24 protein-coding genes are annotated in these 25,220 nt (G+C 72.3%); 4 read left to right on the top strand and 20 right to left on the bottom strand.

The genetic code is table 11. From position 1 onward, the window contains the following. Position 1 precedes the first annotated feature (1 nt). From AB0E07_RS24910 to AB0E07_RS24900, 3 genes are read right to left on the bottom strand one after another with little or no spacing between them, the layout of a single operon-like run. Complete coding sequence (locus AB0E07_RS24910; RefSeq protein ID WP_362256199.1) at positions 2–814, bottom strand: ABC transporter permease subunit; 813 nt, start codon at positions 812–814, stop codon at positions 2–4. Next, the gene (locus AB0E07_RS24905) at positions 802–1,686 is read right to left on the bottom strand and encodes an ABC transporter permease subunit (RefSeq protein WP_362256197.1); all 885 of its coding nucleotides are present in this window, start codon (positions 1,684–1,686) and stop codon (positions 802–804) included. The genes AB0E07_RS24910 and AB0E07_RS24905 overlap by 13 nt, the downstream gene beginning before the upstream one ends. Continuing rightward, positions 1,683–2,837, bottom strand: a complete 1,155-nt coding sequence (locus AB0E07_RS24900; RefSeq protein WP_362256194.1) for an extracellular solute-binding protein — start codon at positions 2,835–2,837, stop codon at positions 1,683–1,685. Before AB0E07_RS24900 ends, AB0E07_RS24905 begins: the two co-directional genes overlap by 4 nt. Positions 2,838–3,060: 223 nt before the next feature. On the opposite strand from AB0E07_RS24900, the gene AB0E07_RS24895 reads away from it, so the two are divergent. Both AB0E07_RS24895 and AB0E07_RS24890 read left to right on the top strand, forming a co-directional pair. Then, the gene (locus tag AB0E07_RS24895; protein WP_362256191.1) at positions 3,061–3,807 is read left to right on the top strand and encodes a GntR family transcriptional regulator; all 747 of its coding nucleotides are present in this window, start codon (positions 3,061–3,063) and stop codon (positions 3,805–3,807) included. Beyond that, the gene (locus AB0E07_RS24890) at positions 3,804–4,259 is read left to right on the top strand and encodes a hypothetical protein (protein WP_362256188.1); all 456 of its coding nucleotides are present in this window, start codon (positions 3,804–3,806) and stop codon (positions 4,257–4,259) included. Before AB0E07_RS24895 ends, AB0E07_RS24890 begins: the two co-directional genes overlap by 4 nt. A 25-nt stretch (positions 4,260–4,284) precedes the next feature. Here AB0E07_RS24890 and AB0E07_RS24885 read toward each other — a convergent pair whose 3' ends face one another. The 7 genes from AB0E07_RS24885 to rpe all read right to left on the bottom strand — a co-directional run bounded on the left by AB0E07_RS24885 (position 4,285) and on the right by rpe (position 10,606). Next, positions 4,285–4,737 (bottom strand): Lrp/AsnC family transcriptional regulator, encoded by a 453-nt coding sequence (locus AB0E07_RS24885; RefSeq protein ID WP_362256185.1) that lies wholly within the window; start codon positions 4,735–4,737, stop codon positions 4,285–4,287. Positions 4,738–4,747: 10 nt separating this feature from the next. Further along, a complete protein-coding gene (locus AB0E07_RS24880) occupies positions 4,748–6,217 on the bottom strand; it encodes an amino acid permease (protein WP_362256182.1) in 1,470 nt (489 codons plus the stop codon). 296 nt (positions 6,218–6,513) lie between these two features. Next, complete coding sequence (locus tag AB0E07_RS24875) at positions 6,514–7,956, bottom strand: GuaB1 family IMP dehydrogenase-related protein (protein WP_362256179.1); 1,443 nt, start codon at positions 7,954–7,956, stop codon at positions 6,514–6,516. A gap of 131 nt (positions 7,957–8,087) precedes the next feature. Then, a complete protein-coding gene (locus AB0E07_RS24870; protein WP_362256176.1) occupies positions 8,088–8,378 on the bottom strand; it encodes a barstar family protein in 291 nt (96 codons plus the stop codon). Continuing rightward, positions 8,375–8,749: a ribonuclease domain-containing protein gene (locus tag AB0E07_RS24865; protein WP_362256173.1), complete on the bottom strand. Its 375-nt coding sequence runs from the start codon at positions 8,747–8,749 to the stop codon at positions 8,375–8,377. The genes AB0E07_RS24870 and AB0E07_RS24865 overlap by 4 nt, the downstream gene beginning before the upstream one ends. Before the next feature lie 40 nt (positions 8,750–8,789). After that, complete coding sequence (locus tag AB0E07_RS24860; protein WP_362256170.1) at positions 8,790–9,833, bottom strand: sugar-binding domain-containing protein; 1,044 nt, start codon at positions 9,831–9,833, stop codon at positions 8,790–8,792. Positions 9,834–9,919: 86 nt separating this feature from the next. Next, positions 9,920–10,606 carry a ribulose-phosphate 3-epimerase gene (gene rpe, locus AB0E07_RS24855; protein WP_362256167.1) on the bottom strand — a complete coding sequence of 229 codons (687 nt, stop codon included), beginning with the start codon at positions 10,604–10,606 and terminating at the stop codon, positions 9,920–9,922. Between the two features lie 160 nt (positions 10,607–10,766). Here rpe and AB0E07_RS24850 point away from each other — a divergent pair, with 160 nt between their 5' ends. Continuing rightward, positions 10,767–12,905 (top strand): MMPL family transporter, encoded by a 2,139-nt coding sequence (locus tag AB0E07_RS24850; protein WP_362256164.1) that lies wholly within the window; start codon positions 10,767–10,769, stop codon positions 12,903–12,905. A gap of 31 nt (positions 12,906–12,936) precedes the next feature. Here the strand turns inward: AB0E07_RS24850 and AB0E07_RS24845 are convergent, their stop codons facing one another. Both AB0E07_RS24845 and fmt read right to left on the bottom strand, forming a co-directional pair. Further along, positions 12,937–14,355 (bottom strand): transcription antitermination factor NusB, encoded by a 1,419-nt coding sequence (locus AB0E07_RS24845; protein WP_362256161.1) that lies wholly within the window; start codon positions 14,353–14,355, stop codon positions 12,937–12,939. 96 nt (positions 14,356–14,451) lie between these two features. Further along, the gene (gene fmt / locus AB0E07_RS24840) at positions 14,452–15,384 is read right to left on the bottom strand and encodes a methionyl-tRNA formyltransferase (protein WP_362256159.1); all 933 of its coding nucleotides are present in this window, start codon (positions 15,382–15,384) and stop codon (positions 14,452–14,454) included. Between the two features lie 304 nt (positions 15,385–15,688). Between fmt and AB0E07_RS24835 the strand changes: the two genes are divergently transcribed. Beyond that, positions 15,689–16,219 carry a hypothetical protein gene (locus AB0E07_RS24835; protein WP_362256156.1) on the top strand — a complete coding sequence of 177 codons (531 nt, stop codon included), beginning with the start codon at positions 15,689–15,691 and terminating at the stop codon, positions 16,217–16,219. A gap of 250 nt (positions 16,220–16,469) precedes the next feature. On the opposite strand, the gene AB0E07_RS24830 is transcribed toward AB0E07_RS24835, so the two are convergent. From AB0E07_RS24830 to AB0E07_RS24795, 8 genes are all read right to left on the bottom strand, one after another. Further along, positions 16,470–18,626 carry a primosomal protein N' gene (locus AB0E07_RS24830; protein WP_362256153.1) on the bottom strand — a complete coding sequence of 719 codons (2,157 nt, stop codon included), beginning with the start codon at positions 18,624–18,626 and terminating at the stop codon, positions 16,470–16,472. Between the two features lie 122 nt (positions 18,627–18,748). After that, a complete protein-coding gene (gene metK, locus AB0E07_RS24825) occupies positions 18,749–19,957 on the bottom strand; it encodes a methionine adenosyltransferase (protein WP_362256149.1) in 1,209 nt (402 codons plus the stop codon). Between the two features lie 239 nt (positions 19,958–20,196). After that, positions 20,197–21,399 (bottom strand): bifunctional phosphopantothenoylcysteine decarboxylase/phosphopantothenate--cysteine ligase CoaBC, encoded by a 1,203-nt coding sequence (gene coaBC, locus AB0E07_RS24820; RefSeq protein WP_362256146.1) that lies wholly within the window; start codon positions 21,397–21,399, stop codon positions 20,197–20,199. A 139-nt stretch (positions 21,400–21,538) separates the two neighbouring features. Beyond that, positions 21,539–21,811, bottom strand: coding sequence for a DNA-directed RNA polymerase subunit omega (gene rpoZ / locus AB0E07_RS24815; protein ID WP_067025681.1), 273 nt, complete (start codon positions 21,809–21,811; stop codon positions 21,539–21,541). A 50-nt stretch (positions 21,812–21,861) separates the two neighbouring features. Next, positions 21,862–22,455: a guanylate kinase gene (gene gmk, locus AB0E07_RS24810; RefSeq protein WP_362256143.1), complete on the bottom strand. Its 594-nt coding sequence runs from the start codon at positions 22,453–22,455 to the stop codon at positions 21,862–21,864. Positions 22,456–22,515: 60 nt separating this feature from the next. Beyond that, the gene (locus tag AB0E07_RS24805; protein WP_003977346.1) at positions 22,516–22,839 is read right to left on the bottom strand and encodes an integration host factor; all 324 of its coding nucleotides are present in this window, start codon (positions 22,837–22,839) and stop codon (positions 22,516–22,518) included. Between the two features lie 375 nt (positions 22,840–23,214). Continuing rightward, positions 23,215–24,057 carry an orotidine-5'-phosphate decarboxylase gene (gene pyrF, locus AB0E07_RS24800; RefSeq protein ID WP_362256139.1) on the bottom strand — a complete coding sequence of 281 codons (843 nt, stop codon included), beginning with the start codon at positions 24,055–24,057 and terminating at the stop codon, positions 23,215–23,217. Further along, positions 24,054–25,160 carry a quinone-dependent dihydroorotate dehydrogenase gene (locus AB0E07_RS24795; RefSeq protein WP_362256136.1) on the bottom strand — a complete coding sequence of 369 codons (1,107 nt, stop codon included), beginning with the start codon at positions 25,158–25,160 and terminating at the stop codon, positions 24,054–24,056. The genes pyrF and AB0E07_RS24795 overlap by 4 nt, the downstream gene beginning before the upstream one ends. Positions 25,161–25,220: the final 60 nt, after the last annotated feature.

The raw sequence follows: 25,220 nt of genomic DNA, 5'->3' as shown, positions 1-25,220 counted from the left end.
TTCAACCCCGGGTTTCGGTTCGGGCGCGTCCGCCGAGGCCGGCGAGAACGAGCAGCATCAGCCAGGTCACGAGCAGGCTGAGCACGGACACGGCGACGGACAACTGGGCCTGCGATCCGCTGACGTTGACGATCCACACGGCGAACGGCCGGAAGCCGAGCAGCTGGGCCACCGTGAACTCGCCCAGCACCAGGGCGAGGGTGAGGAAGGAGGCGTTGAGCAGCGCTCCGCGCAGGTTGGGCAGGACGGCCGTCACGAGGGCCTGCGGCCAGGTCGCGCCGCAGCTCCGGGCGGCCTCGACCAGGGTGCGGACGTCGACGGCGCGGAGGCCCGAGTCCAGGGCCCGGTACACGAACGGCAGGGCCATCACGACGTAGGCGAGGACCAGGACGAACGGGAAGTCGGGGTTCTGCAGGGCCACGAAGGTCTGGAACAGGGGTGTCCGGGAGAGGTGTTCGGGGCCCCACTTGAGGACGGTGCCGATGCCGGCGACGAACGCGATCGGCGGGACCACGAGCGGGAGTGAGCAGACCACCTCCACGACGGGCCGCAGCCGGGAGGCGCCGAGCCGGAGCGCGACGGCGGCGGGCACCGTCAGCAGCAGGACCAGGGCGATGGTGGCGGCGGCGAGGCCGAGGGAGAGCAGCAGGCTGGAGGTGAATCCCTCGGTGGCGAAGATCCGGGTGTAGGCGTCGAAGGTGACGCCCTGTCCGGGCACGTCGACCGTGAAGACCACGGACGCGGCGAGCGGCACCAGGAAGTACAGCGCGGCGAGGCCGAGCACGCCCCACCGCCACAGGTTCAGGCGAGCCATCGCGCGCTCCGTCGTTGCAGGGGCAGGTAGACCGCCATGACCAGGCCGGCGACGAGCACCATGTCGAGGCTGAGGGCGAGCGCCACGTTCTCCTGGCCGACCAGGACGTTGCCGGAGAGGGCGTCGGCGATCTGGAGGGTGACCAGCGGCACCGAACTGCCCACCATGGCGGCGGCGGTGGCGTACGCGGCGAAGGCGCTGCCGAAGAGCAGCACGAGGCCGCCGAGCAGGGAGGGCAGCAGCACGGGCAGGGCCACGTGCCGCCAGTACTGGACGGTGGTGGCGCCGTTGTTGCGGGCGGCCTCGCGCCACTGGGCGCGCAGCCCCTCCAGGGCGGGGGCGATGGTGAGGACCATCAGCGGGATGAGGAAGTACAGGTAGACGAGGACCAGTCCCCAGAAGCTGTAGAGGTCCCAGCCCCGGTCGCTCAGGCCCAGGTGCCGGGTGAGGACGCCGGCGTTGCCGAGGGTGGCGACGAAGGCGAAGGCGAGCGGGACCCCGCCGAAGTTGGCGAGCACCCCGGAGGCGGTGAGCACCGCCTCGCGCAGCGCGCGGGAGCGGGAGGTCACCACGGCCTGGGCGAGCGGCAGTCCGAGCAGTGCGGCGAGGAGCGCGGAGACCGCCGACAGCTTCACGCTGCCGAGGAGGGCCGTCAGATAGGCGCCCTGGAGCGAGCCGGTGAGGTTGGCGGTGGTGTAGGCGCCGGTGTCCTTGGCGGTGAGGGCGCCGTTCAGGACGGCCCAGGCGGGCAGTCCGAAGGCGACCGCGGTGAACGCGAGCAGCGGGACGACGGCGAGCCCGCCCGGGACGTGGCGCCGGCGCCCGGGGGAGGCGGCCGGCGTCACGTCCGTGCGCGTGAGCGTGGTGGTCATCCGGAGACGGCCTTCGCCCAGCCCTGTCCGAGGACCGTCTTGGCCTCGTTCTGCTGGGCCTCGGTCGGGAAGCTCGGCGTGCCCGAGACATCGGGCAGCTTGGCCGCGGCCGTCTTGTCGAGGGTGCCGGCCTGCTCCATGGCGGGCATCAGCGCGGGCCGGGCGTAGCCCTTGAGCCAGAGGTTCTGGCCCTCGGCGCTGTAGAGGTACTCCTGCCACAGCCGGGCGGCCGCGGGGTGCGGGGCGTCCTTGTTGATGGCCTGGGAGTAGTACTGGGAGAAGACGCCGTCGGTCGGCACGGCCACCTGCCAGTCGACGCCCTTGGACTTGAACTCGTCGGCGTAACCGGCGTTGAGGTAGTCCCAGTCGATGCTGATCGGCGTCTCGCCCTTCTCGACGGTGGCCGGAGTGGACTCGACGGGCGTGTAGTTGCCGTTCTTCTTCAGCTCGGCGAAGAAGTCCAGGCCGGGCTGGATGTCGTCGAAGGAGCCGCCGCCCGCGAGGGCCGCGGCGTAGACGCCGGCGAAGGCGGAGCCGGACTTGGTGGGGTTGCCGTTGAGCGCGACCTGACCCTTGTACTCGCCGTCCAGGAGTTCCTGGAAGGTGGTCGGGCACTTCTTGACGCGGGCCGCGTCGCAGCCGATGGAGACGTAGCCGCCGTAGTCGTTGTACCAGCGGGCCTTGGCGTCCTTCTGCTCCTCGGGGATGTCGTCGAAGGCGGCGACCCGGTAGGGCGCGAGCAGGCCCTGCTCGGCGGCGCTGAGCGCGAAGGAACTGCCGAGGTCGAGGACGTCGGGGGCGCGGTCCTGGCCCTTGCGGGAGGTGACGGCGTTGATCTCGTCCTGGCTGGAGCCGTCGGGGTTCTCGACCTCGACCTCGATGCCGTACTTCTTCTCGAAGCCGTCGATGAGGGCTCCGTAGTTGGCCCAGTCGCGGGGCAGCGCGATGGCGTTGAGCGTGCCCTCCTTCCGGGCGACCTTCACCAGGGCGTCCATGCCGCCGAAGTCGGCGGCGGAGGTGGCGGTGGCGGCGCTCTTGCCGTCGGCGGTGGTGGCGGCGTCGTCGGGGGCGGCGCCACAGGCGCTCAGGGCGCTCAGGGCGAGGGCGGTGGCGACGCCGAGGGCGGCGGTTCTCGGCAGGGACAGGGACACGACTGCTCCAGGGGGACGCGTGAGGAACCGGGAGGGAATCCGAAGGTGCTGCGAACTTGTCTGAACAAGTTGGCCTCAGTACGCCCGGCATGGGTGACGGCTCTGTAAACGTGAGCGAAACCCTGAACCCCGATTCCCTGCACAATCCAGGCGGGCGCTGAGCGGCCGAGGATCTCGATTAGGCTGGTCACGCTGTGCACAGCCACCGATCCAGAGGGGAAGCATGACGGCCCGACACGAGGAGATCGCGGGCGAACTGCGCCGGGCGATCGACCGCGAGGAGTACACCGTGGGCAGTCTGCTGCCCGCCGAGACGGATCTCGCGGCCCACTACGGCGTCTCGCGCGGCACGGTCCGCCAGGCCGTGGCGGCGCTCACCGCCGAAGGGCTGATCGGCTCCCGCCAGGGCGCCCGCCGGGTGGTGCTGGCCAGCCGGCGCAGCCAGAGCTTCGCCGAACTGCGCAGCTTCGCCCAGTGGGCGCGTGCCATGGGCCGTGAGGCGACCGGCCGCGTGGTCTCCCAGGAGCCGCGCGCGGCGACCGCCGAGGACGCGGTGCGCCTCCAACTGGCCGCCGGCACCGAGGTGCTGCACGTGCTGCGGGTGCGCGGGCTGGACGGGGAGGCGGTGCTGCTGGAGCGGACCGTCTACGCGGACTGGATCTCCCCGGCCGTGGCGGCGATCGAGCCGGACTGCGCTTCCGTCACCCAGCGGCTCTACGAGGACACCGGCCTCGTCTTCGCCTACGGCGAGCATGTCATCGACGCGGTGGCGGCGGGCGCCCAGGACGCTGAGCTGCTCGGCATCCGCCGGACGAGTCCGCTGCTGCGGGTGCGCCGGGTGACCACCACCCGGGAGGGGCGCCCGGTGGAATGGTCGGACGACCGCTACCGCTCGGACGCGGTGAGCTTCAGCGTGCACAATTCGATCGGGAACAACGCGCTGGCCCGCAAGACGGGGGACTCGACATGACGACCGCCCTGCCCTACGTCGACGAGCACACGACGATCGTGGTGGCGGACCCCGACGCGCTCTGGCGGGGGCTGAGCGCGGCGCTGGACGGGGCCGCCGGCCGGGGCGGCCGCTACGCCCGTCTGGTGGGCTGCGCCGACGTGGTGGCGGCCGGACCGCGTCCCCTGGCCGAGGGCTCGGCCCTGCCGGGCTTCCGGGTGTCCTCGGCCACCCCGGGCCGGGAATTGGCGCTCACCGGCAGCCACCGCTACTCGGTCTACGCCCTGACCTTCCGCATCGAGGAAGCGGGCCCCGGCCGTCTGCTGCTGCGGGCGGAGACCCGGGCCGCGTTCCCCGGCCTCTCGGGCCGCCTCTACCGAGGACTCGTGATCGGCACGGGCGCCCACCGCCTGGGCATGAAGCGCCTGATGGCCACGGTCAGAACCCGGGCCGAAGAGCAGCCGGCGCCCTGAGCCCGCCCACCCCGCACCCGGACCGCTACGTCGGCGACCCCGACGAGAACCTCCGCAGCAACGGCGAGAGCACCAGCACGGACTTCGTCCGCTCCACGAACGGCTCTCCCGCGATCCGCTCCAGCACCCGCTCGAAGTGCCGCATGTCGGAGGCGAAGACCTGCACCACGGCGTCGGCCTCACCGGTGACCGTGGACGCGGCCACGACCTCCTGGTAGCGCTCCAGACCGCGTTGGATGGTCTCCGGAGAGGTGTTGCGCCGGCAGTAGATCTCGACGAACCCCTCGGTCTCCCAACCCAGGGCCGCAGGGTCGACGCGCACCGTGAATCCGGTGATCGCCCCGGTGGCCCGCAGCCGGTCCACACGGCGCTTCACGGCGGGCGCGGACAGGCCGACGAGCATGCCGATGTCCGCGTAGGAGCGGCGGGCGTCCTCGGCGAGGGCATGCACGATTCGTTCGTCGAGATCGTTCAGCACTGCGGGTGGTTCACTTCGCTTCAGGCACGGCGAGACGGGAACGGCGATAGCCGTACAGGAAGTAGAACACGAGACCGGCCGCCATCCAGCACCCGAAGACCACCCAGGTCACGGTGTCGAGGCTGAACATGTTGTACGCGCAGAACGCGAAGCCCAGGACCGGCAGCACCGGGCCGAAGGGCACCCGGAAGGTCCGCTCCAGTTCCGGCCGCTTGTAGCGGAGCACGATCACCGCGATGTTGACCAGGGCGAAGGCGAACAGGGTGCCGATGCTGGTGGCGTCCACCAGCTTGCCCAGCGGGATCATCGCGGCGAGGACACCGCAGAACAGGGAGACGATCACGGTGTTGAGGCGGGGCGACCCCGTCCTCGCGTCGACCTTGCCGAGCGCCTTGGGCACCAGCCCGTCGCGGGACATCGCGAAGAGGATGCGGGTCTGGCCGTAGAGCACGGTGAGGACGACGGAGGCGATGGAGATGACCGCGCCGAGGGCGAGCAGGGTGCCGTAGAAGGTCTGGCCGCTGACATCGTTCATGATCGCGGCGAGGGAGGCCTCGGAGCCCTCGAACTTCGTCCAGTTCCAGGCGCCGACGGCGACCCCGGCGACCAGGACGTAGAGCGCGGTGACGATGATCAGCGAGAGCATGATCGCGCGCGGCAGGTCCTTCTTCGGGTTCTTCGCCTCCTCACCGGCGGTGGAGGCGGCGTCGAAGCCGATGTAGGAGAAGAACAGGGTGGCGCCGGCGGCGCTGACGCCCGCCATGCCCAGCGGCATGAAGTCCTCGTAGTTGCCGGACTTGAAGCCCGTGAAGCCGACGGCGCAGAACAGCACCAGCGCGGCTATCTTCACCGCGACCATGATCGTGTTGGCGCGGGCCGACTCACGGACACCGCCGAGCAGGAACACCATCGCCAGCAGGACGACGATCAGCGCCGGCAGGTTGACGATGCCGCCCTCGCCCGGCGCCGAGGAGAGCGCGGCGGGGATGGTGACACCGATGGTGCCGTCGAGGAGTTCGTTGAGGTACTCGCCCCAGCCGACCGCGACCGCGGCGACGGAGACGCCGTACTCCAGCACCAGACACCAGCCGCAGACCCAGGCGACGAGTTCGCCCATCGTTGCGTACGCGTACGAGTAGGAGGAGCCGGCGACCGGGATGCTGCCGGCCAGCTCCGCGTAGGACAGGGCCGAGAACAGGGCGGTGAGACCGGCGATGACGAAGGCGAGGGTGACCGCGGGTCCGGCCTCGGGGACGGCGTCGCCGAGGACGACGAAGATGCCGGTGCCGAGGGTGGCACCGATGCTGATCATGGTGAGCTGCCAGAGGCCGAGGGAGCGCCGCAGCGAGCCTCCCTCGCCCTGACCGCCCTCCGCGACCAGGCGTTCCACGGGCTTGCGTCGCAGCAGGCGCGCGCCGAGCCCCGGGGACGAGGGGGCGGTCTTGCTTGGGTCGTGCGGGGGTGCGCCTTGGTCGAGCACGCGCTTGGCTCCTTCATCGCTGCCGGTCAGGGGGACGGGGACCGGCAGCACCCCCTGCAGCAGGGACCCACCGAGCGGGGTCCCCGCCACGCCACGTACGAGGCGACAGCCTACGAGCTGCGGCGTTGCCGTAGTAATGCAGCAACCTTGCGCATGGCCGCAAGATCATTGCGTTCATCGGCACGGGGTGGGTGTTCGTTGCGCCACGGCTGCGGACCGTTGCGCGGCGGCTCACGACACCGGCCCCCGCCCCTCCCGGGCGAGGGGAGGAACGGGGGCCGTGCGAGCGCGTCGGGTCAGCTCCAGCTGGCGTGCAGCGGCTTGCCCTCGGCGTAGCCGGCGGCGCTCTGGATGCCGACGACGGCCTTCTCGGCGAACTCCTCCAGGGAGCCCGCACCGGCGTAGGTGCAGGACGAGCGGACGCCCGCGATGATCGAGTCGATCAGGTCCTCCACGCCCGGACGCGCCGGGTCGAGGAACATCCGGGAGGTGGAGATGCCCTCCTCGAACAGCGCCTTGCGGGCCCGGTCGTAGGACGACTCCTCGGAGGTGCGGTTGCGCACGGCGCGCGCCGAGGCCATGCCGAACGACTCCTTGTACAGGCGGCCGTTGGCGTCCTGCTGGAGGTCGCCCGGGGACTCGTAGGTGCCCGCGAACCAGGAGCCGATCATCACGTTGGAGGCACCGGCGGCCAGTGCCATCGCCACGTCACGCGGGTGCCGCACACCGCCGTCGGCCCAGACGTGCTTGCCGTACTTGCGGGCCTCGGCGGCGCACTCCAGCACCGCGGAGAACTGCGGGCGGCCGACGCCGGTCATCATCCGGGTGGTGCACATCGCGCCGGGTCCGACACCGACCTTGATGATGTCCGCGCCCGCCTCGATGAGATCGCGCACGCCCTCGGCGGCGACGATGTTGCCGGCCACGATCGGGACCTGCGGGTCGAGCGCGCGGACCACCTTGATCGCGCTGATCATCGACTCCTGGTGGCCGTGCGCGGTGTCGATGACGAGCGTGTCGACGCCCGCGTCGAGCAACTGCTTGGCCTTGCCCGCCACATCGCCGTTGATGCCGACGGCGGCGGCGATCCGCAGCCTGCCCCGCGCGTCTACGGCCGGCGTGTACAGCGTGGCCCGCAGGGCGCCCTTGCGGGTGAGGATGCCCGCGAGACGGCCTTCCGCGTCCACGGCCGGGGCGTAGCGGCGGTTGTGGTGGTCGAGGGTGTTGAACGCCTCGCGCGGGTCGATGTCCGCGTCGAGCAGCAGCAGATCGCGGGACATGACCTCGGCGAGCTGCGTGAAGCGGTCCACGCCGGTCAGGTCGGCGTCGGTGACCACGCCGACGGGCCTGTGGTTCTCGTCCACCACGACACCGGCGTTGTGCGCCCGCTTCGGGAGCAGGGCGAGGGCGTCGGCGACCGTCTGGTGCGGGGCCAGCACGATGGGGGTGTCCAGCACGTGGTGCCGGCTCTTGACCCAGGAGACGACGTCGGTGACGACCTCGATCGGGATGTCCTGCGGGATGACCACCAGACCACCGCGCCGGGCCATCGTCTCCGCCATCCGGCGGCCGGCGATGGCGGTCATGTTGGCGACGACCAGCGGGATCGTGGTGCCCGTGCCGTCCGGGGCGCCGAGGTCCACGCCCTGCCGGGAACCGACCGCCGAGCGGCTCGGGACCATGAAGACGTCGTCGTACGTCAGGTCGTACGGGGGCTGGATGTCATTCAGGAAACGCACGTGCTGCACATCCCAGTCGTTCAGAGGTGGCCCCCGGACAGGTCAGCCAGGGGGAAAGAGCACGTACTTCATTCTCCCATGGTGACCGCCGCGTCATACACGGTCGGTTCGTCCAGGCCCGCGGAGACGCCCTAGGAGGATCGTCCAAGGGCGAGGGCCACGGTGACCGCGGCGGCGTGCGCGAACACCTCGCGGGCGGTGTCCCACTCCCGCGGGTGCGCCTCGGCGTAGGGCAGCCAGTTCCGTACGACGACCACGACGGGCTCCTCGGGCCACAGGACGGGGTCGGACAGGACGTCGGCCAGGGCGTCCCAGTTGCGGCCGAACCAGTCGGGCAGCCCCAGGTCCCGACGACACCGGTCCATCAGGCCCGCCTTGTCGGTGACCCCGTCGAGATCCAGCGTGACCAGGACTTCCGTCATCTCTGTACCGCCCTGAACGAGTCGTAGTGGTCGTCGGTGTAGTAGATCTCCCCGTCCTTCCCGGTGACGATGCGCCGGGCCCCGCGGTCGCGCGAGCCCGGGGTGGGGACGGTGTACTCGCGGTAGTGGCCGCGCTCGCGCCGGGGCAGCAGCCCCTCGAAGTTCCCGAAGACCGAACCGTCCCTGGCGTACGGGAAGGGTCCGCCCTCGTCGATGAGGTCCAGGGTGTGCCGGGCCTCGGCGGGCAGGTCGGTCTCCGCGACGGTGGCCATGCCGCGCGGCGGGGCCGGGGCGGTGGTGTCCTGCGTGGCGCATCCGACGAGCAGGACGAGGAGACAGAGCAGGACCCGGGGGACGAACCGCAGCAGCATGTCAGCGATGCTGCCACGGCCCGTCCGGGCCGACCTTCCGTCAGAGTCCGTCCGGGTCGGCCCTGTTGAGCGCGGGCTTCGGAGTGGGACCGACGGTCATCAGCACGTCCGCGGCGGAGGTGTCGGTCACCAGGCTGGTCACCAGCCCCGACCGGAGGACCGCGTCGATCGCGGAGGCCTTGCGGGCCCCGCCCGCGATGGCGACCACCTCGGGGATACGGCGCAGCTGGTCGGCCTTGACCGTGATGCACCGCTCGCCGAGGTCCCGGCCGACCCGGCGGCCGTCCGCGTCGAAGAGGTGCGCCGACATCTCGGCGGCCACCCCGAGCGAGGCGTAGTGCGCCCGCTCCTGGTCGCTGAGCATGTCGTGGACCGTGGAGATGCCCGGCTCCCAGGAGCCGATGGAGACACAGGCGACCGTGACCTTGTCGAAGTACTCGAAGGCGCGGGCGATCCCGGTCTGGTTGCGCAGCGCGGCCGCGGTGGCCGCGTCCGGCAGCAGCATCGGCGCGTAGATGGGGTGCGCGTCGCCGCCGGAGACCTGGGCGGCCCGGCGGACCGCCTCCACCGAGCCGCGCTCGGCGGTCCCGGCGTCGTAGACACCCGTCAACTGCACCACCGTGCAGGGCGGCAGCCGGTCCAGCGCCGCCGCCATGTGGATGGTGGACCGGCCCCAGGCCAGGCCCAGCACATCACCCTCGTTCACCAGTTCGCCGAGCAGATCGGCGGCCACTTCCCCCAGGTTCTCCGGGTCGGGAGAGTCCTCGGCCTCCGCCGGCGACTCCACCACGACGGCATGCCTGAGGCCGTAGCGGGCGCGCAGCGCGTCGGAGCGCTCGGCGTCCAGCTCGGCGGGGACTCGGATCTCGATACGCACGAGATCCCGTTCGAGGGCGGTCTCCAGGACCCGGGCCACCTTGAAGCGGCTGACGCCGAACTCCTCGGCGATCTGGATCTTGGACTTGCCCTCGAGGTAGAAGCGGCGGGCCATGGCCGCCGCCTGCACCAGCTCAGCGGGTCCCATCCGCATGGCTGACCGGCCCGCCGACATACCCGACACGGCGATCTCCTCACTACTGTTCAACTGTTCACACTCTGGATTCGCCGTTCATCCTTGCAGATCCGGCGCGCTGGATCCGCCCTGAAGGGCGCCGTTCACGTTCCCTTGGCTCAGTGGTCGCACGCCCAGGCCGCGGACCTCGTCGCCTCCTCGGCCCGCTCGCGCAGGGCGCGGACCGCCTGGGCGGGGTCCGCCGCCCCGTACACCGCGGACCCGGCGACGAAGACATCCGCGCCGGCCTCCGCGCAGCGCTCGATGGTGGCCTCCGAGACCCCGCCGTCCACCTGGAGCCACAGCTCAAGGCCGTGCTTGCTGATCAACTCGCGGGTGCGGCGAATCTTGGGGAGCATGATGTCGAGAAACGCCTGACCCCCGAATCCCGGCTCGACCGTCATGATCAGCAGCATGTCGAGCTCGGGGAGCAGGTCCTCGTACGGCTCGATCGGTGTCGCGGGCCTGAGCGCCATGGAGGCCCGCGCGCCCTTGGCCCGGATCTCCCGGGCCAGCCGCACCGGAGCGGCGGCGGCCTCGACATGGAAGGTGACGGAACCGGCCCCCGCTTCCACGTACTGGGGCGCCCACCGATCGGGGGCCTCGATCATCAGATGGCAGTCCAGCGGGGTGTCCGTCGCACGGGCCAGGGACTCTACGACCGGCACACCGAGCGTGAGGTTCGGGACGAAATGGTTGTCCATGACGTCGACATGGAGCCAGTCGGCTCCCTCGACCGCCTTCGCCTCGTCGGCGAGACGGGCGAAGTCGGCGGACAGGATGCTGGGATTGATCTGCGCGGCCATGCCCCAAGCGTATGCGCTCCGCCGGACTTGAGCCGTGGGGGCCCAAGGGGTGGCGGTTTCCGGCCCGGTGCGGATTGGATGTGGCTGATCGCGCCCGCGCGGCGGCCGCCGCGGATCGAACACAGCCGAGCGCCCCAGCGGTGCCGTCGCGGAGGTCTCCATGCCGGATAACCGGGGCATTGCGCATCTCGTCTGCGGGCGCCGGGCCAAGTGGGTCGTGCTGGTCCTCTGGCTCATCCTGCTGTTCCTTACGGCTCCGTTCGCCCAGAAACTCACCGGCGCGCAGGACAACGACGCCGCCTCCTGGCTGCCCGGTTCGGCGGAGTCCACCCAAGTCCTCCAGATCTCCGAGGACTTCAGGCCCGAGCAGATCCCCGCCGTGGTCATCTACGCCCGGGACGACGGCCTCACGGCCGAGGACCGGGCCGCCATCGAGGAGGACGTGCGGGAGCTGAAGCAGCTCACCGCCCACGGGATCCGCGGGGACGAGACCCGCGGCCCCACCTACGACCGCGACGTCGACCCGCGCGCGGCCCAGGTGTACGTGCCGATCACGATGGACGAGCAGGGCTGGGAGCGCATCGCGCCGGCCGTAGACGAGATCCGGGACGTCGTCGGGGAGGGCGGCGGCGGGCTCACCGTGCACATCACCGGGCCGGGCGGCACCTCGGCGGACTTCGCCGAGGCGTTCGAGGGCATCGACTCCACGCTTCTGCTGGCGGCGATGGCCGTCGTCATCGTGATGCTGCTGATCACCTACCGCAGCCCGACTCTGCTGCTGGTCCCGCTGCTGTCGGTGGTCGCCGCGCTGTTCACCGCGCAGGCGGTGATCTACTTCCTCGCCGAGCACGCCGGTCTGACCGTCAACGGCCAGAGCGCGGGCATCCTCACCGTGCTGGTCTTCGGCGCCGGGACGGACTACGCCCTGCTGCTCGTCGCGCGCTACCGGGAGGAGCTGCGCCGCCACGAGGACCGGCACGAGGCGATGGCCCTGGCCCTGCACCGGGCCGGCCCGGCGGTGATCGCCTCCGGCTCGACCGTCGTGCTCAGCATGCTGGTGCTGATGTTCGCCGAGATGAACTCCACCAGCGGTCTGGGCCCGGTCGCGGCGATCGGCGTCGCGGTCGCGGTGCTCGCCATGATGACGCTGTTCCCGGCACTGCTGGTGATCTTCGGCCGGTGGATCTTCTGGCCGGTCAAGCCCCACCTCGGAGCCCCGAACCCGGCCGACAGCGGCGTCTGGGCGCGCATGGGCCGCCGGATCTCCGCCCGGCCGCGCATGACCTGGGCGATCACCGCGGTGGTCCTCGCCATCTGCTCGCTGGGCCTGATCCAGCTGCGCGCCGAGGGCATCAGCAACGCGGACGCGTTCACCGGCACCCCCGACTCGATCACCGGCCAGGAGATCTCCGAACGGTACTTCCCGGCGGGCAGCGGCGATCCGCTGGTCGTCATCAGCAATCAGGAGCAGGCCCGGGAGGTCGGCCGGGTGGTCGCGGAGACCCCGGGCGTGGTCCCGGACTCCCTCGGGCTGCCACCGGGCACCGCGCCGTCCGTCGACGGCAGGGTCCTGTTCGAGGCCACCATGTCCGACCCGGCCGACAGCGAGGCCGCGAAGCAGACGGTGGAGCGGGTACGGGACGCCGTGCACGCGGTGCCGGACGCCGACGCCCAGGTGGGCGGCGGTACGGCCGCCCTGCTCGACATGGACGAGGCGACCACGCACGACAACATCCTGATCATCCCGCTGGTGCTGGTCGTGGTGCTGCTGATCCTGTGCGTGCTGCTGCGCGCCCTGATCGCCCCGCTCCTGCTGATCGGAACGGTGATCCTGTCCTTCGCGGCGGCGCTGGGCATCAGCGCGCTCGCCTTCCGGTACGTCTTCGACTACGCGGGCGAGTCGACGGACTTCCCCCTCTTCGTCTTCGTGTTCCTGGTCGCCCTGGGCATCGACTACAACATCTTCCTGACCACCAGAATCCGCGAGGAGGCCACCCACCAGGGCACCAGAGCGGGCGTGGTGACCGGCCTCGCCGCGACCGGCGCGGTGATCACCTCGGCGGGGCTGGTGCTGGCGGGCACCTTCGCCGCCCTCGGCACGCTCCCGATGGTGGCCTTCGCCGAGATCGGCTTCGCGGTCGCGCTGGGCGTGCTGCTGGACACCTTCGTCGTCCGGTCCGTCCTGGTCACGGCGCTCTTCCTGGACGTGGGCCCAAAGGTGTGGTGGCCGCACCGGCTGGCGAGGGAGGACGGGCACACCCCGGCCCCCGAGCCGCCGGAGGAATCCCGCACGGGCTGACGACCCACGGCGCGGAAGCGCCGCCGGCCGGTCAGCCGGTGCGGCGGATCAGGGCCAGGTACATGGCGTCCGTGCCGTGCACATGCGGCCACAGCTGGATGTCGGGGCCCTCACCGAGGTCCGGCACGCCGGGCAGCAGCGGACGGGCGTCGATCAGTTCCGCCTCCGGGTGCTTCCTGAGGAGGTCGTCGACGACGGCACGGGTCTCGGCGAGGTGCGGGGAGCAGGTGGCGTAGCCGACGACCCCGCCCACCCGCACGGAGTCGAGGGCGGTGTCGAGCAGGCCCCGCTGGAGCGGCGCGAACCCGTCGAGGTCCTCGGGCCTGCGCCGCCACCGGGCCTCCGGCCGCCGCCGCAGCGCGCCGAGCCCGGTGCACGGCACGTCCATCAGCACCCGGTCGAAGCTGCCGGGCAGCCACGGCGGGCGGGTCCCGTCGGCGGCGATGACCTGCCAGGGACCCGGGTTTCCGTCGAGGGCACGGGCGACGAGGCCGGCCCGGTGCGGCTGCTTCTCGGAGGCGAGCAGCAGGGCACCGCGCTCCGCGGCGAGCGCGCCGAGCAGGGCGGCCTTGCCGCCGGGTCCGGCGCATCCGTCGAGCCAGGTCCGGTCCGGGCCGTCGAGCGGCGCGTTGGCGAGCGCGAGGGCGACCAGCTGGCTGCCCTCGTCCTGCACCCCGGCCCGCCCGTCGCGCACGGCGTCGATGGCACCGGGCTCACCGCCCTCGGCCAGCCGCACCGCGTACGGCGACCAGCGGCCCGGCACCGCGGCCTCCTCGCCGAGCAGTTCCTCGGTGGTGGCCCGCCCCGGCCGGGCGACCAGCGTCACCTCGGGCCGCTCGTTGTCGGCGGCGAGCAGTTCCTCGATCCCGGCGCGGCCTCCGCCGAGCGAGTCCCACAGGGCGGAGACGACCCAGCGCGGGTGGGAGTGCACGACGGCGAGATGGTCCTCGGGGTCCTCGTCGTAGGGCGGCGCGACCCGCTCGATCCACGCGTCGAGGTCGTGCTGGGCGATCTTGCGCAGCACCGCGTTGACGAACTTGGCCCGGCCGTCGCCGAGGACGACCCGGGCCAGCTCCACCGAGGCGGAGACCGCGGCGTGCGTGGGGATCCGGGTGCCGAGCAACTGGTGCGCCCCGAGGCTCAGCACGTCCAGCACCGGCGGATCGACCTCCCGCAGCGGCCGGTCGACGCAGGCCGCGATGACCGCGTCGTACGTCCCCTGCCGGCGCAGCGTCCCGTAGACCAGCTCGGTGGCGAGCGCGGCGTCCCGGCCGTCGAAGTCGCCCTTCTCCCGCGCCTTGCGCAGCAGGGGCGGGAGGACGAGGTTGGCGTAGGCGTCCCGTTCGTCCACGGCCCGCAGCGCCTCGAAGGCGAGCATGCGGACGGGGTCCTTCTTGGGCCGACGGTAGGGCTTGCCGGGCTTGTGGGGCCGACGGGAGGTGTCGCTCACGAAAAAGGTGCTCCGGATTGCTGGAAGACGGACCGGCCGCCGCGGCCGCCGGATGCGTCCAGCGTACGTCGCACCGGGCGCCCGGTGCGCGGCCGGTCAGGCGCCGAGCAGCTCGCCGTCGGCGATCCGCACGCCGCGCGCCCAGTCCGCCGCCCGCATCGGCTTCTTGCCCTGCGCCTGCACCCACAGCAGCTCCACGGCGTACGAACCGGTGCCCGTGTGCACGCTGTTCTTGCCGACGGCGAGCGCGCCGGGCGCCAGTTCGGTGCGCTCCGGCACCGGACGCACCTGGATCAGCTTGAGCCGCTCGCCGCGGAACACCGTCCACGCGCCCGGCGCCGGGGTGCAGCCGCGCACCAACCGGTCCACCCGCAGCGCGGGGGCGCTCCAGTCGACGTGGGCGTCCTCGACATTGACCTTGGGCGCGAGGCTGACGCCGTCACCCGGCTGCGGCACGGCCTTCAGGGCGCCGTCCTCGATCCCGTCCATGGTGGCGGCGAGCAGTCCGGCGCCCGCGAAGGCGAGCCGGGTCAGCAGGTCGCCGCTGGTGTCGGTGGGCCGGATCTCCTCGGTGACCGTCCCGTACACGGGTCCGGAGTCGAGGCCCTCCTCGATCAGGAAGGTGGTGGCGCCGGTGATCTCGTCGCCCGCCATGATCGAGTGCTGGACGGGCGCGGCCCCGCGCCAGGCGGGCAGCAGCGAGAAGTGCAGGTTGACCCAGCCGTGGGCCGGGACGTCGAGGGCGACCCGCGGGAGGATCGCGCCGTAGGCGACGACGGGGCAGCAGTCCGGCGCGATCTGCCGCAGGCGTTCCAGGAACTCCGGGTCGCGCGGCTTGGCGGGCTTGAGCACCTCGATCCCGGCCTCCTCGGCCCGCTGGGCCACGGGCGAGGCGACCAGGCGGCGGCCGCGCCCGGCGGGGGCGTCGGGGCGGGTGACGACGGCGGCCACCTCGTGCCGCCCGGAGGCGATCAGGGCGTCCAGGGCGGGAACGGCGACCTCGGGGGTACCGGCGAAGACGAGCCTCATGAGTGCGTACGGGCCTCTCGGTCGGGTTCGGTGGGGCAGCACACCAGTCTATTGGGGGATGCCTCCCGGGGGTTGCCGAGGCCACGGGGGCCCACCCGGACCCGCACCGTCGGCGGCCCCGGTCGCCGCGCACCCCCCGAACCGAGGCGGGGCACCCGCGCCCTCCCCGGCGCACGCATATGCCGGTACGCCCCCTCTGCGTGACCAGCGGAGCGTAACCGCGTTGGTCAAGAAAGAGTTGACCCCAGCGGGCCGCACATCGCTCGGCCCGATCCCTTTCAACGCCGGTTCGAGAGGCTTGTTCATGGCCGACCACGCAACCCACGACGCCCAGGCTCGGGCCAGCCTGCACTTGCTGGTGCGGGACATCGAGCGGGTCCGCCGGCAGGTGGACGCACTGCGCACGCTCACCGCCCAGTTGGGCAACGTCTACCGCCCGCGCCGCTCCGGCCCGTCCACGGGCTTCGTCGTCTACGGGCGTGCCCCAGCCCCGACGGTCCGTCTCGCGCAGGAGCTGCGGGACAGCGTCGAGACGCTGGTGACGGCGGCGGTGGACTTCGACCGCTCGCTCGGCTTCTCGTGGGACGCGGTGGGCTCCGCCCTCGGCGTGACCAAGCAGGCGGTGCACCGCCGTTACGGCGCCCGTCGCGCGGCGACCCAGGCGGCGGCCGAGGCGGAGCGCACGACCGAGCAGGCGAGCCGGACGGTGGGCGTCAACACGGGGATGCCGACGGTGCCCGCGGCCCGCTCGATGCCGACGCAGCCGACGGCGTCCACCCCCGCCCTACGGGACGACCCCCGCCCCCCGGCCTTCCCCTCCCCCCGCAACGGCTGACCCCCCGAGCCCCGTCCTCCCCCCACCGACCCAGGGAGGACGGGCCCCCGCCAGGGTGCGCAGACACCCACACCCAACCCACCAAGCCGCCGCACCCCCGCCAGGGGCGCGAGGAACTGCGCGACCAGCCCCCACAACACCGCACCCGCAAGAACACGACCACCACCCCAGGGGCGCGGGGAACTGCGCGACCAACCCCCACGGCGCCGCACCCTAAGCCGACACCCCCGCCCCCGCCGTCCGCCCCGCCTCAACCAATGTCCGGCGGATCGATCCGCACCCGAACCGCCGCCTCCCCACCCGAACCCCCCCGCGCCATCCGCGCGGCCTGCGCAGCCTTCAGCGCGACCGCCAACGCCGCCCCCCTCCCCGGCGGCACCCGAATCAGCGCCCGCTCCCACGCCTCCCCCGGCGGCGGCCCACCCGGCCGCCTGGCCCCGCCCGGCGCGCTGACCGGCACCGGTACCGGCCCCAACACCTCTGCCTCCGCGGGCAGTTCCACCGCCCGCAGGAACTCCCCGACGGCCTCCGCACCGCCGGACACCGCCGCCATCCGCGACACCGGCGGAAACCCCAGCTCGGCCCGCTCCGCCAGCTCCCGCACCGCGTGCCCGACGGGATCCCACCGCACCAGGGCCTGCACGGGCCGCAGGGTCGGCTCGGCCACCGCCACCACCGTGCCGCCGGCCCCCTGCGGCCGCACCAGCGCCGCCGCCCCGATCCACCGCCGCAACGCGTCCTCCCCGGCCCGCAGATCGGGCCGCCCCAGCATGGCCCAGCCGTCCAGCAGCAGGGCCGCCGCGTAGCCGCCCTCCGCGACCGGCTCGGCCCCCGGCGTACTCACCACCAGCGCCGGTGTCCCCGGCACCGTGTCCAGCACGTGCTCCCGCCCGGAGGTCCGCACGGGCACGGCCGGAAAGGCCCGTCCCAGCTCCTCGGCGGTCCGCCGGGCACCGACGACCTGTGCCCGCAGCCGGAACCCGCCGCACTCGGGACAGTGCCAGGAGCCGTCCTCCCGCCCGCACCAGCCGCACCGCAGCGCCCCCGCGTCCTGCGCCTCCAGCGGGCCCGCGCAGTGCCGGCACCGGGCGGGCGCCCGGCAGTTCGCACAGGCCAGCCTCGGCACGTACCCCCGTCGGGGCACCTGCACCAGCACGGGCCCCTGCTTCAGGGCGTCCCTGACGACCTGCCAGGCGATCGACGGCAGCCGGGCGGCCCGCGCGGCCTCGTCCCGGGCCAGGTCCCCGTCGCCCACGGTCCGTACCAGCGGCGCGGCGGCCCGTACCTGCTCCCGGACGGCGATCAAGGGCCGGGCCCAGCCGCTCTCCACCAGTTGCGCGGCCTCCACCGTGCAGCTCCAGGCGCCCAGCAGGAAGCCGCACCTGTCCTGCGCGGCCCGGGACAGCAGCACATCGCGGGCATGGGGCTGAGGCGCGTGCGGCTCGCTGTGGCTGTCGTCCCCGTCGTCCCAGATGACCACCAGTCCCAGGTCCCGCACCGGCGCGAACATCGCGGCCCGCGTGCCCACCACGGCCCGCACGGAACCCCGCCGGACCGCGAGCCACTCCCGGTACCGCTTCTCGGGCCCCGCGTCGGCGGTGAGCACGGCGTGCCGGCCCTCCCCGAGCACCCCGGTCAGCGCGGCGTCGACCCGGGCGACGGCCCGTCCGTCCGGCACCACGACCAGCGCCCCCCGCCCGGAGGAGAGCGTCGCGGCGACGGCGCGGGCGATCTCCTCGCTCCAGAGCGGCCCCGGCAACGCGTTCCACACCGCCCGGGGCGCCCCGCCCGACGCCAGCGCCCGGAGGAAGGCGGGACCGTGTTCGTACCGCTCCCAGGACCCCGGCGCGGGCTCCGCGGGCGGCGGCAGCGGCTCGGGCGAGGGCCGCTGCTCGGCGCGGGCGCTGCGCGGCGGGACGGCGAGCTGGAGCACGTCGGCGAGGCTCCCCGCGTACCGGTCGGCGACGGACCGGGCCAGCCCCAGCAGCTCCCCGTCGAGCACCCGCTCGGGTGAGACCACCTGCGCCAGCGCCGCGAGCGGCCCCGCGTAGTCGGACTCGGCGAGCCGCTCGACCAGGAACCCGTCGATCAGCCCGCCGCCCTCACGGCGCCCCTCCCGGACCCGGCCCCGGCCGGCCCCGAACCGCACCCGCACCCGCACCCCGGGCTGCGCCTCGGCGTCGAGTTCCTCGGGCACCGCGTAGTCGAAGTACCGGTCGAGATGGAGCACGCCCTTGTCGACCAGCACCCGGGCGACCGGCAGCTCCCGGGCCAGCGCGGCCCCCCGCCAGGTCCGCGGCTTGGCCCGCGGGGTCCCGGCCTTGCGCGCACTCTCCCGAATGAACGCGAGCTGCTCCGGCGGCGCCCCCTCGGCGCCACCGCTCACCTGCCCGTCCTCGCTGCTCACGCCTGCATTCTTACCAAACGGCACTGACATTGGTCCTGAGCCGGAGCGCCCCTGGGACATGCGACGAGGCCCGGCGCCCCACCAGGGGGCACCGGGCCTCGTCGGCCGGACGGAGGGGGACCTTACAGGCCCGCCGCCTTGCGCAGCGCGTCCACGCGGTCCGTGCGCTCCCAGGTGAAGTCCGGAAGCTCGCGGCCGAAGTGGCCGTACGCGGCCGTCTGGGCGTAGATCGGGCGGAGCAGGTCGAGGTCGCGGATGATCGCGGCCGGGCGGAGGTCGAAGACCTCGTCGATCGCCTTCTCGATCTTCTCGGCGTCGACCTTGGCCGTGCCGAAGGTCTCGACGAACAGACCGACCGGCTCGGCCTTGCCGATGGCGTAGGCCACCTGGACCTCACAGCGGGAGGCCAGGCCCGCGGCGACCACGTTCTTGGCGACCCAGCGCATCGCGTACGCGGCCGAGCGGTCCACCTTGGACGGGTCCTTGCCGGAGAAGGCGCCGCCGCCGTGGCGGGCCATGCCTCCGTAGGTGTCGATGATGATCTTGCGGCCGGTGAGGCCGGCGTCGCCCATCGGGCCGCCGATCTCGAAGCGCCCGGTCGGGTTGACCAGCAGGCGGTAGCCCTCGGTGTCCAGCTTGATGCCCTCGTCCAGGAGCGCCTTCAGCTCCGGCTCCACGACGAACTCGCGGATGTCGGGAGCGAGCAGCGACTCCAGGTCGATGTCGGAGGCGTGCTGCGAGGAGACGACGACGGTGTCGAGACGGACGGCCTTGTCGCCGTCGTACTCGATGGTGACCTGGGTCTTGCCGTCGGGGCGCAGGTAGGGGATGGTGCCGTTCTTGCGGACCTCGGACAGACGCTTGGACAGCCGGTGCGCCAGGAAGATCGGCAGCGGCATCAGCGTGGGCGTCTCGTCTGTGGCGTAGCCGAACATCAGGCCCTGGTCACCGGCGCCCTGCCGGTCCAGCTCGTCCTCGTCGCCCTCGACCCGGTTCTCGTAGGCCGTGTCGACGCCCTGGGCGATGTCCGGGGACTGCGCGCCGATGGACACCGACACGCCGCAGGAGGCGCCGTCGAAGCCCTTCTTCGAGGAGTCGTAGCCGATGTCGAGGATCTTGTTCCGGACCAGCGTCGCGATGTCCGCGTACGTCTTGGTCGTGACCTCGCCGGCCACGTGCACCAGGCCGGTGGTGATCAGCGTCTCGACGGCGACCCGGGAGGTCGGGTCCTCGCGCAGAAGCGCGTCGAGAATGGTGTCGCTGATCTGGTCAGCGATCTTGTCGGGGTGACCCTCGGTCACGGACTCCGAGGTGAACAGGCGACGGGACACAACGCTCCCTGGGGTTGCAGCGGCTGCTGGCTGATCATTGGCGGACGGGACGGGGGCTGCGCCCGGCGTCGTCCGAGAACAGTTTATCGGTCGCGCTCGGCCGCGGGCCCACCTGTCTCGCCTCTCGGGAGCGCTGTGACCTGCGGCACGGGCATTCTGCCCAATCCTCCGCGGCCTTGGCCAGGGGCGCCACGCCCCAAAGTGCGGGGTTTCGCGCTGCTGCAAAACGATTGCGACGTTCAGCTCAGCCGCGGGGCGACCAGATCCCACACGGTTTCGGCCAGGGCCTCCTTGGGGCCGTACGGAACGGGTGTCTCGGTGCCGTCGGCGCCCAGTACCACGGCCTCGTTCTCCTCGGCGCCGAAGGTCTTGCGCTCCCCCACCTCGTTCACCACCAGCAGGTCGCAGCCCTTGCGGGCGAGCTTGGCGCGGCCGTTGGCCAGCACCTCGTCCGTCTCGGCGGCGAAGCCGACGACCACCTGGCCGGGCCGCGCCCGATCGGAGGAGATCTCCGCGAGGATGTCCGGATTCCGCACCAGGACGATCGGGGCCGGTTCCTGCCCGTCCTTCTTCTTGATCTTCCCGGCGGCGTACTCGGCCGGACGGAAGTCCGCGACGGCCGCGGCCATGACGACCGCGTCCGCGTCGGCGGCCGCCTTCAGCACCGCCTCGCGCAGCTGCACGGCCGTGCCCACCCGGACGACGTCCACGCCCGCCGGATCGGGCAGGCCGGTGTTGGCGGCGACCAGGGTGACCCGGGCGCCGCGCGCCGCGGCGGTGCGGGCGAGGGCGTAGCCCTGCTTGCCGGAGGAGCGGTTGCCGAGGAAGCGGACGGGGTCGAGGGGCTCGCGCGTGCCGCCGGCGCTGACCACGACGTGCCGGCCTGCGAGGTCGGGCTCGGTGACGCCTCTGGCGAGGACCCGGCGGCAGACCTCGAAGATCTCCCCGGGGTCCGGGAGGCGTCCCTTGCCGGTGTCCACTCCGGTGAGGCGGCCGACGGCGGGCTCGATGACGACGGCGCCGCGACGGCGCAGGGTCGCCACGTTCTCCTGGGTGGCCGGGTGCTCCCACATCTCGGTGTGCATCGCGGGGGCGAAGACGACCGGGCAGCGGGCGGTGAGCAGGGTGTTGGTCAGCAGGTCGTCGGCGAGGCCGTGGGCGGCCTTGGCGAGCAGGTCCGCGGTGGCCGGAGCGACCACGACCAGGTCGGCGTGCTGGCCGATGCGGACGTGCGGCACCTCGTGGACGTCGTCCCAGACCTCGGTGGAGACGGGGTTGCCGGACAGGGCGGACCAGGTGGCGGCACCGACGAAGTGCAGGGCGGAGGCGGTGGGCACCACCCGTACGTCGTGTCCCGACTCGGTCAGCCTGCGCAGCAGCTCACAGGCCTTGTAGGCGGCGATGCCACCGCTCACACCCAGAACGACCCTCGGCTTGTCCACGGTCTCTCCCCGGCTCGGAAACGTACAACCCCATGCTGCATCACGGCGGGCGGCGGACCTCCGTGCCCCCCGAGCAGACCACAGGCCCGGCAGACGGTGCTGCCGGGCCTGTGGAAAAGTCTGCTGCGAGCAGGAAATACTACTGCGCCGGGCCCTCAATGGCCTCGGACGTGAGCAGTCCCGCGTTGATCTCGCGCAGGGAGATCGAGAGCGGCTTCTCGTGGACGTGGGTGTCGACGAGCGGACCGACGTACTCGAGGAGGCCCTCGCCGAGCTGCGAGTAGTACGCGTTGATCTGGCGGGCACGCTTGGCCGCGTAGATCACGAGGCTGTACTTCGAGTCGGTGGCCTCGAGGAGCTCGTCGATCGGCGGGTTGATGATGCCCTCGGGCGCGGAGATGGAAGAGGACACGCTCTACCTTCCGATGGATGGGAAAGATTCAGTCAGGCGATCAGAGACGATCACACAACGTCCATCAAGGCTAGCAGCTCGCGCGCCACGTCCTCGACGGAGGTGTTGACCAGGGTCTCGTCGAACTCCGGCTCGGCGGCCAGCTCGCCCTTCGCCGCCTCAAGGCGACGCTCGATCACCTCGGGCGGTTCGGTGCCGCGACCGGTGAGCCTGCGCACCAGCTCCTCCCAGGAGGGAGGGGCGAGGAACACCAGGTGTGCCTCCGCCATGGACTCGCGGACCTGCCGGGCGCCCTGGAGGTCGATCTCCAGCAGCACCGGCTCACCCGCCTCCAGGCGCTCCAGCACCGCCGCGCGCGGCGTGCCGTAGCGGTTGCCGGCGAACTCGGCCCACTCCAGCAGCTCGCCGTTGGCGATCAGCTTGTCCATCTCCTCGTCGGTGACGAAGAAGTAGTGGACACCGTGCTGCTCGCCGGGACGGGGCCTGCGGGTCGTCGCCGACACCGAGAGCCAGACCTCGGGGTGTTCCTTGCGCATATGAGCGACGACCGTGCTCTTGCCGACTCCGGAGGGGCCGGAGAGCACGGTCAGCCGCGGACGTACGTCCGGGGGCTCGGGGGTCGTCCCCCGGAATGTTGCAGCCATGCAGCGATTATTCCAGCAATCCCGGGGTGCCCGGGACTCCCTTCCCGGCAGTGCCCGGGATCAGGAACCGGTGCTGCCGAACTCACGCTCCAGGGAAGCGATCTGGTTGGAGCCGAGGCCACGCACCCGGCGGCTCTCGGAGATGCCGAGTCGCTCCATGATCTGCTTGGCGCGGACCTTGCCCACGCCCGGCAGGGACTCGAGCAGGGCGGAGACCTTCATCTTGCCGATGACGTCGTTCTCCTGGCCCTGCTTGATGACCTCGTGCAGGGAGGCGCCGGAGTGCTTGAGTCGATTCTTGACCTCGGCCCGCTCCCGGCGAGCCGCGGCGGCCTTTTCGAGCGCGGCTGCGCGCTGTTCAGGGGTAAGGGGCGGAAGAGCCACGCCTACGTCACCTCGGATGTTGAACTGTCGGATACGGACCGGTGAGGAACCTAGTCGCCCCACACCTGGGGGGCCACGAGCAACACGCTCGCCCGCCCTCCCCCACCTGCTCGGAGAGTGTGGGAGGCGCCCCCACGCCTCGGAGACTAGCGGGCAAGTCCGCCAGAGTCAGCGAGAACAGCGGAAAAGTCCTGGTCAGCCTCCGCCAGGGCGGACATTTCGGTCATACCGCCCCGGATTTGAGGATGTATTCAGACGGAGGGCGGCCCGGAGTCACCCGTCGGAGCACTCGAACAAGCGTCTAAATACTCCCGGCCGACCTCCCTCGCGACTCACCCAGGGCTCAACCGGGGCTCACCCGCGTCTCACCCGGGCTCACGCGGCGGTCACGGCCGCCCGGATCTCCTCCGCGAACCGCTCCGCCGCCGACCGCAGCGCCCCGGTGTCGGGACCGTGCCGCAGCACCCCCCGGCTGACGTTGGGCACGACATTGCGCACCGCCGCCCCGAAGACCCGGGGAAGGTCGGCGGGCGTGGCCCCCTGGGCGCCGATGCCGGGCGCCAGGAGCGGCCCGTTGATCCGCAGGTCGTAGGAGGACAGATCGCCGAGTGTGGCGCCGACGACCGCGCCGAAGGAGCCCATCGGCTCCTCCCCCGTGTTCTCGGCCGCCAGGTGGGCCAGCATGGTCGCGCCCACGGTGCGCCCGTCGGCCCGTACCGCGTGCTGGACCTCGCCGCCCTCCGGGTTGGAGGTCAGCGCCAGCACGAACAGACCCGCGCCGCTCTCCCGGGCCAGCGCCACGGCGGGCGAGAGCGAGCCGTAGCCGAGGTACGGGGAGACGGTCAGCGCGTCCGAGAAGAGCGGGGAGTCCTTGCGCAGGAAGGACTCGGCGTACGCGGCCATGGTCGAGCCGATGTCACCGCGCTTGGCGTCCATCACGACCAGCGCACCGGCCGCCCGCGCCTCCTCGACGGACTTCTCCAGCACCGCCACTCCGCGCGAGCCGAAGCGCTCGAAGAACGCGCTCTGCGGCTTCAGCACCGCGACCCGGTCGGCCATCGCCTCGACGACGGTGCGGCTGAACCGCTCCAGCCCGGCGATGTCGTCGTTCAGACCCCACTCGGCGAGCAGGGAGGCGTGCGGGTCGATCCCGACGCACAGCGGGCCCCGCTCGTCCATGGCGTGGCGCAGTCGCGCGCCGAAGGGTTCGAGAGTCATACGGCCTTCCTGACGTCGGCGCCGACCGCGTCGGCGAGGGTGGTGTACGGGCTGGTGCGCAGGCGGGCGGCGAGCCCCTTGTGGACGGCGCGGGCCCAGAAGGGGCCCTCGTAGATGAAGGCGCTGTAGCCCTGGACCAGGGTGGCTCCGGCCAGGATGCGCTGCCAGGCGTCCTCGGCGTTCTCCACGCCGCCGACGCCCACCAGGGTGATCCGGTCGCCCACGCGCGCGTAGAGGCGGCGCAGCACCTCCAGGGAGCGCTCCTTGAGGGGGGCGCCGGACAGTCCGCCGGTCTCCTGGACCAGCTCGGGCGCGGAGGCCAGTCCGAGTCCCTCGCGCGCGATGGTGGTGTTGGTGGCGATGATGCCGTCCAGGCCCAGCTCGACGGCCAGGTCGGCGACGGCGTCGACGTCCTCGTCGGCGAGGTCCGGCGCGATCTTGACCAGGAGCGGGACCCGGCGGGAGGGGACGGTCCGGTCGGCGGCCTCCCGCACCGCGGTCAGCAGCGGGCGCAGCGACTCGGTGGCCTGGAGGTTGCGCAGCCCGGGGGTGTTCGGGGAGGAGACGTTCACGACCAGGTAGTCGGCGTACGGGGCGAGCCGCTCGGTCGACTGCACGTAGTCGGCGGCCGCCTCGGCCTCCGGGACCACCTTGGTCTTGCCGATGTTGACGCCCACGACGGTCCGGAAGACCGGGTTGCGGGAGGCCAGGCGGGCGGCGACGGCCAGCGAGCCCTCGTTGTTGAAGCCCATCCGGTTGATCAGCGCACGGTCCGGGACGAGCCGGAACAGCCGCTTCTTGGGGTTGCCGGGCTGGGCCTGCCCGGTGACGGTGCCGATCTCGACGTGGTCGAAGCCGAGCATCGACATGCCGTCGACGGCGACCGCGTTCTTGTCGAAGCCGGCGGCGAGCCCGAACGGGCCGTGCATGCGCAGGCCGAAGGCCTCGGTCCGCAGTTCCTTGTACCGGGGCGCGAGGACCGCGGCGACGAAGGTGCGCAGCACGGGGACGCGGACGGCGAGCCGGATCCAGCGGAAGGCGAGGTGGTGGGCCCGCTCGGGGTCCATCCGCTGGAAGACGAGGTTGAAGAAGATCTTGTACATGGTCCTCACCGGGAAGTGGTGTGCTCACCAAGAGGGGGACACCGTTTCCGGTGTCCCCCT

This window comes from Streptomyces sp. NPDC048002, assembly GCF_040653275.1.
In the GTDB taxonomy this organism is placed as follows: Bacteria; Actinomycetota; Actinomycetes; order Streptomycetales; family Streptomycetaceae; genus Streptomyces.
The sequence above is the reverse complement of the archived record's forward strand: the minus strand, read 5'-3'. Positions and strand labels throughout refer to the sequence as shown.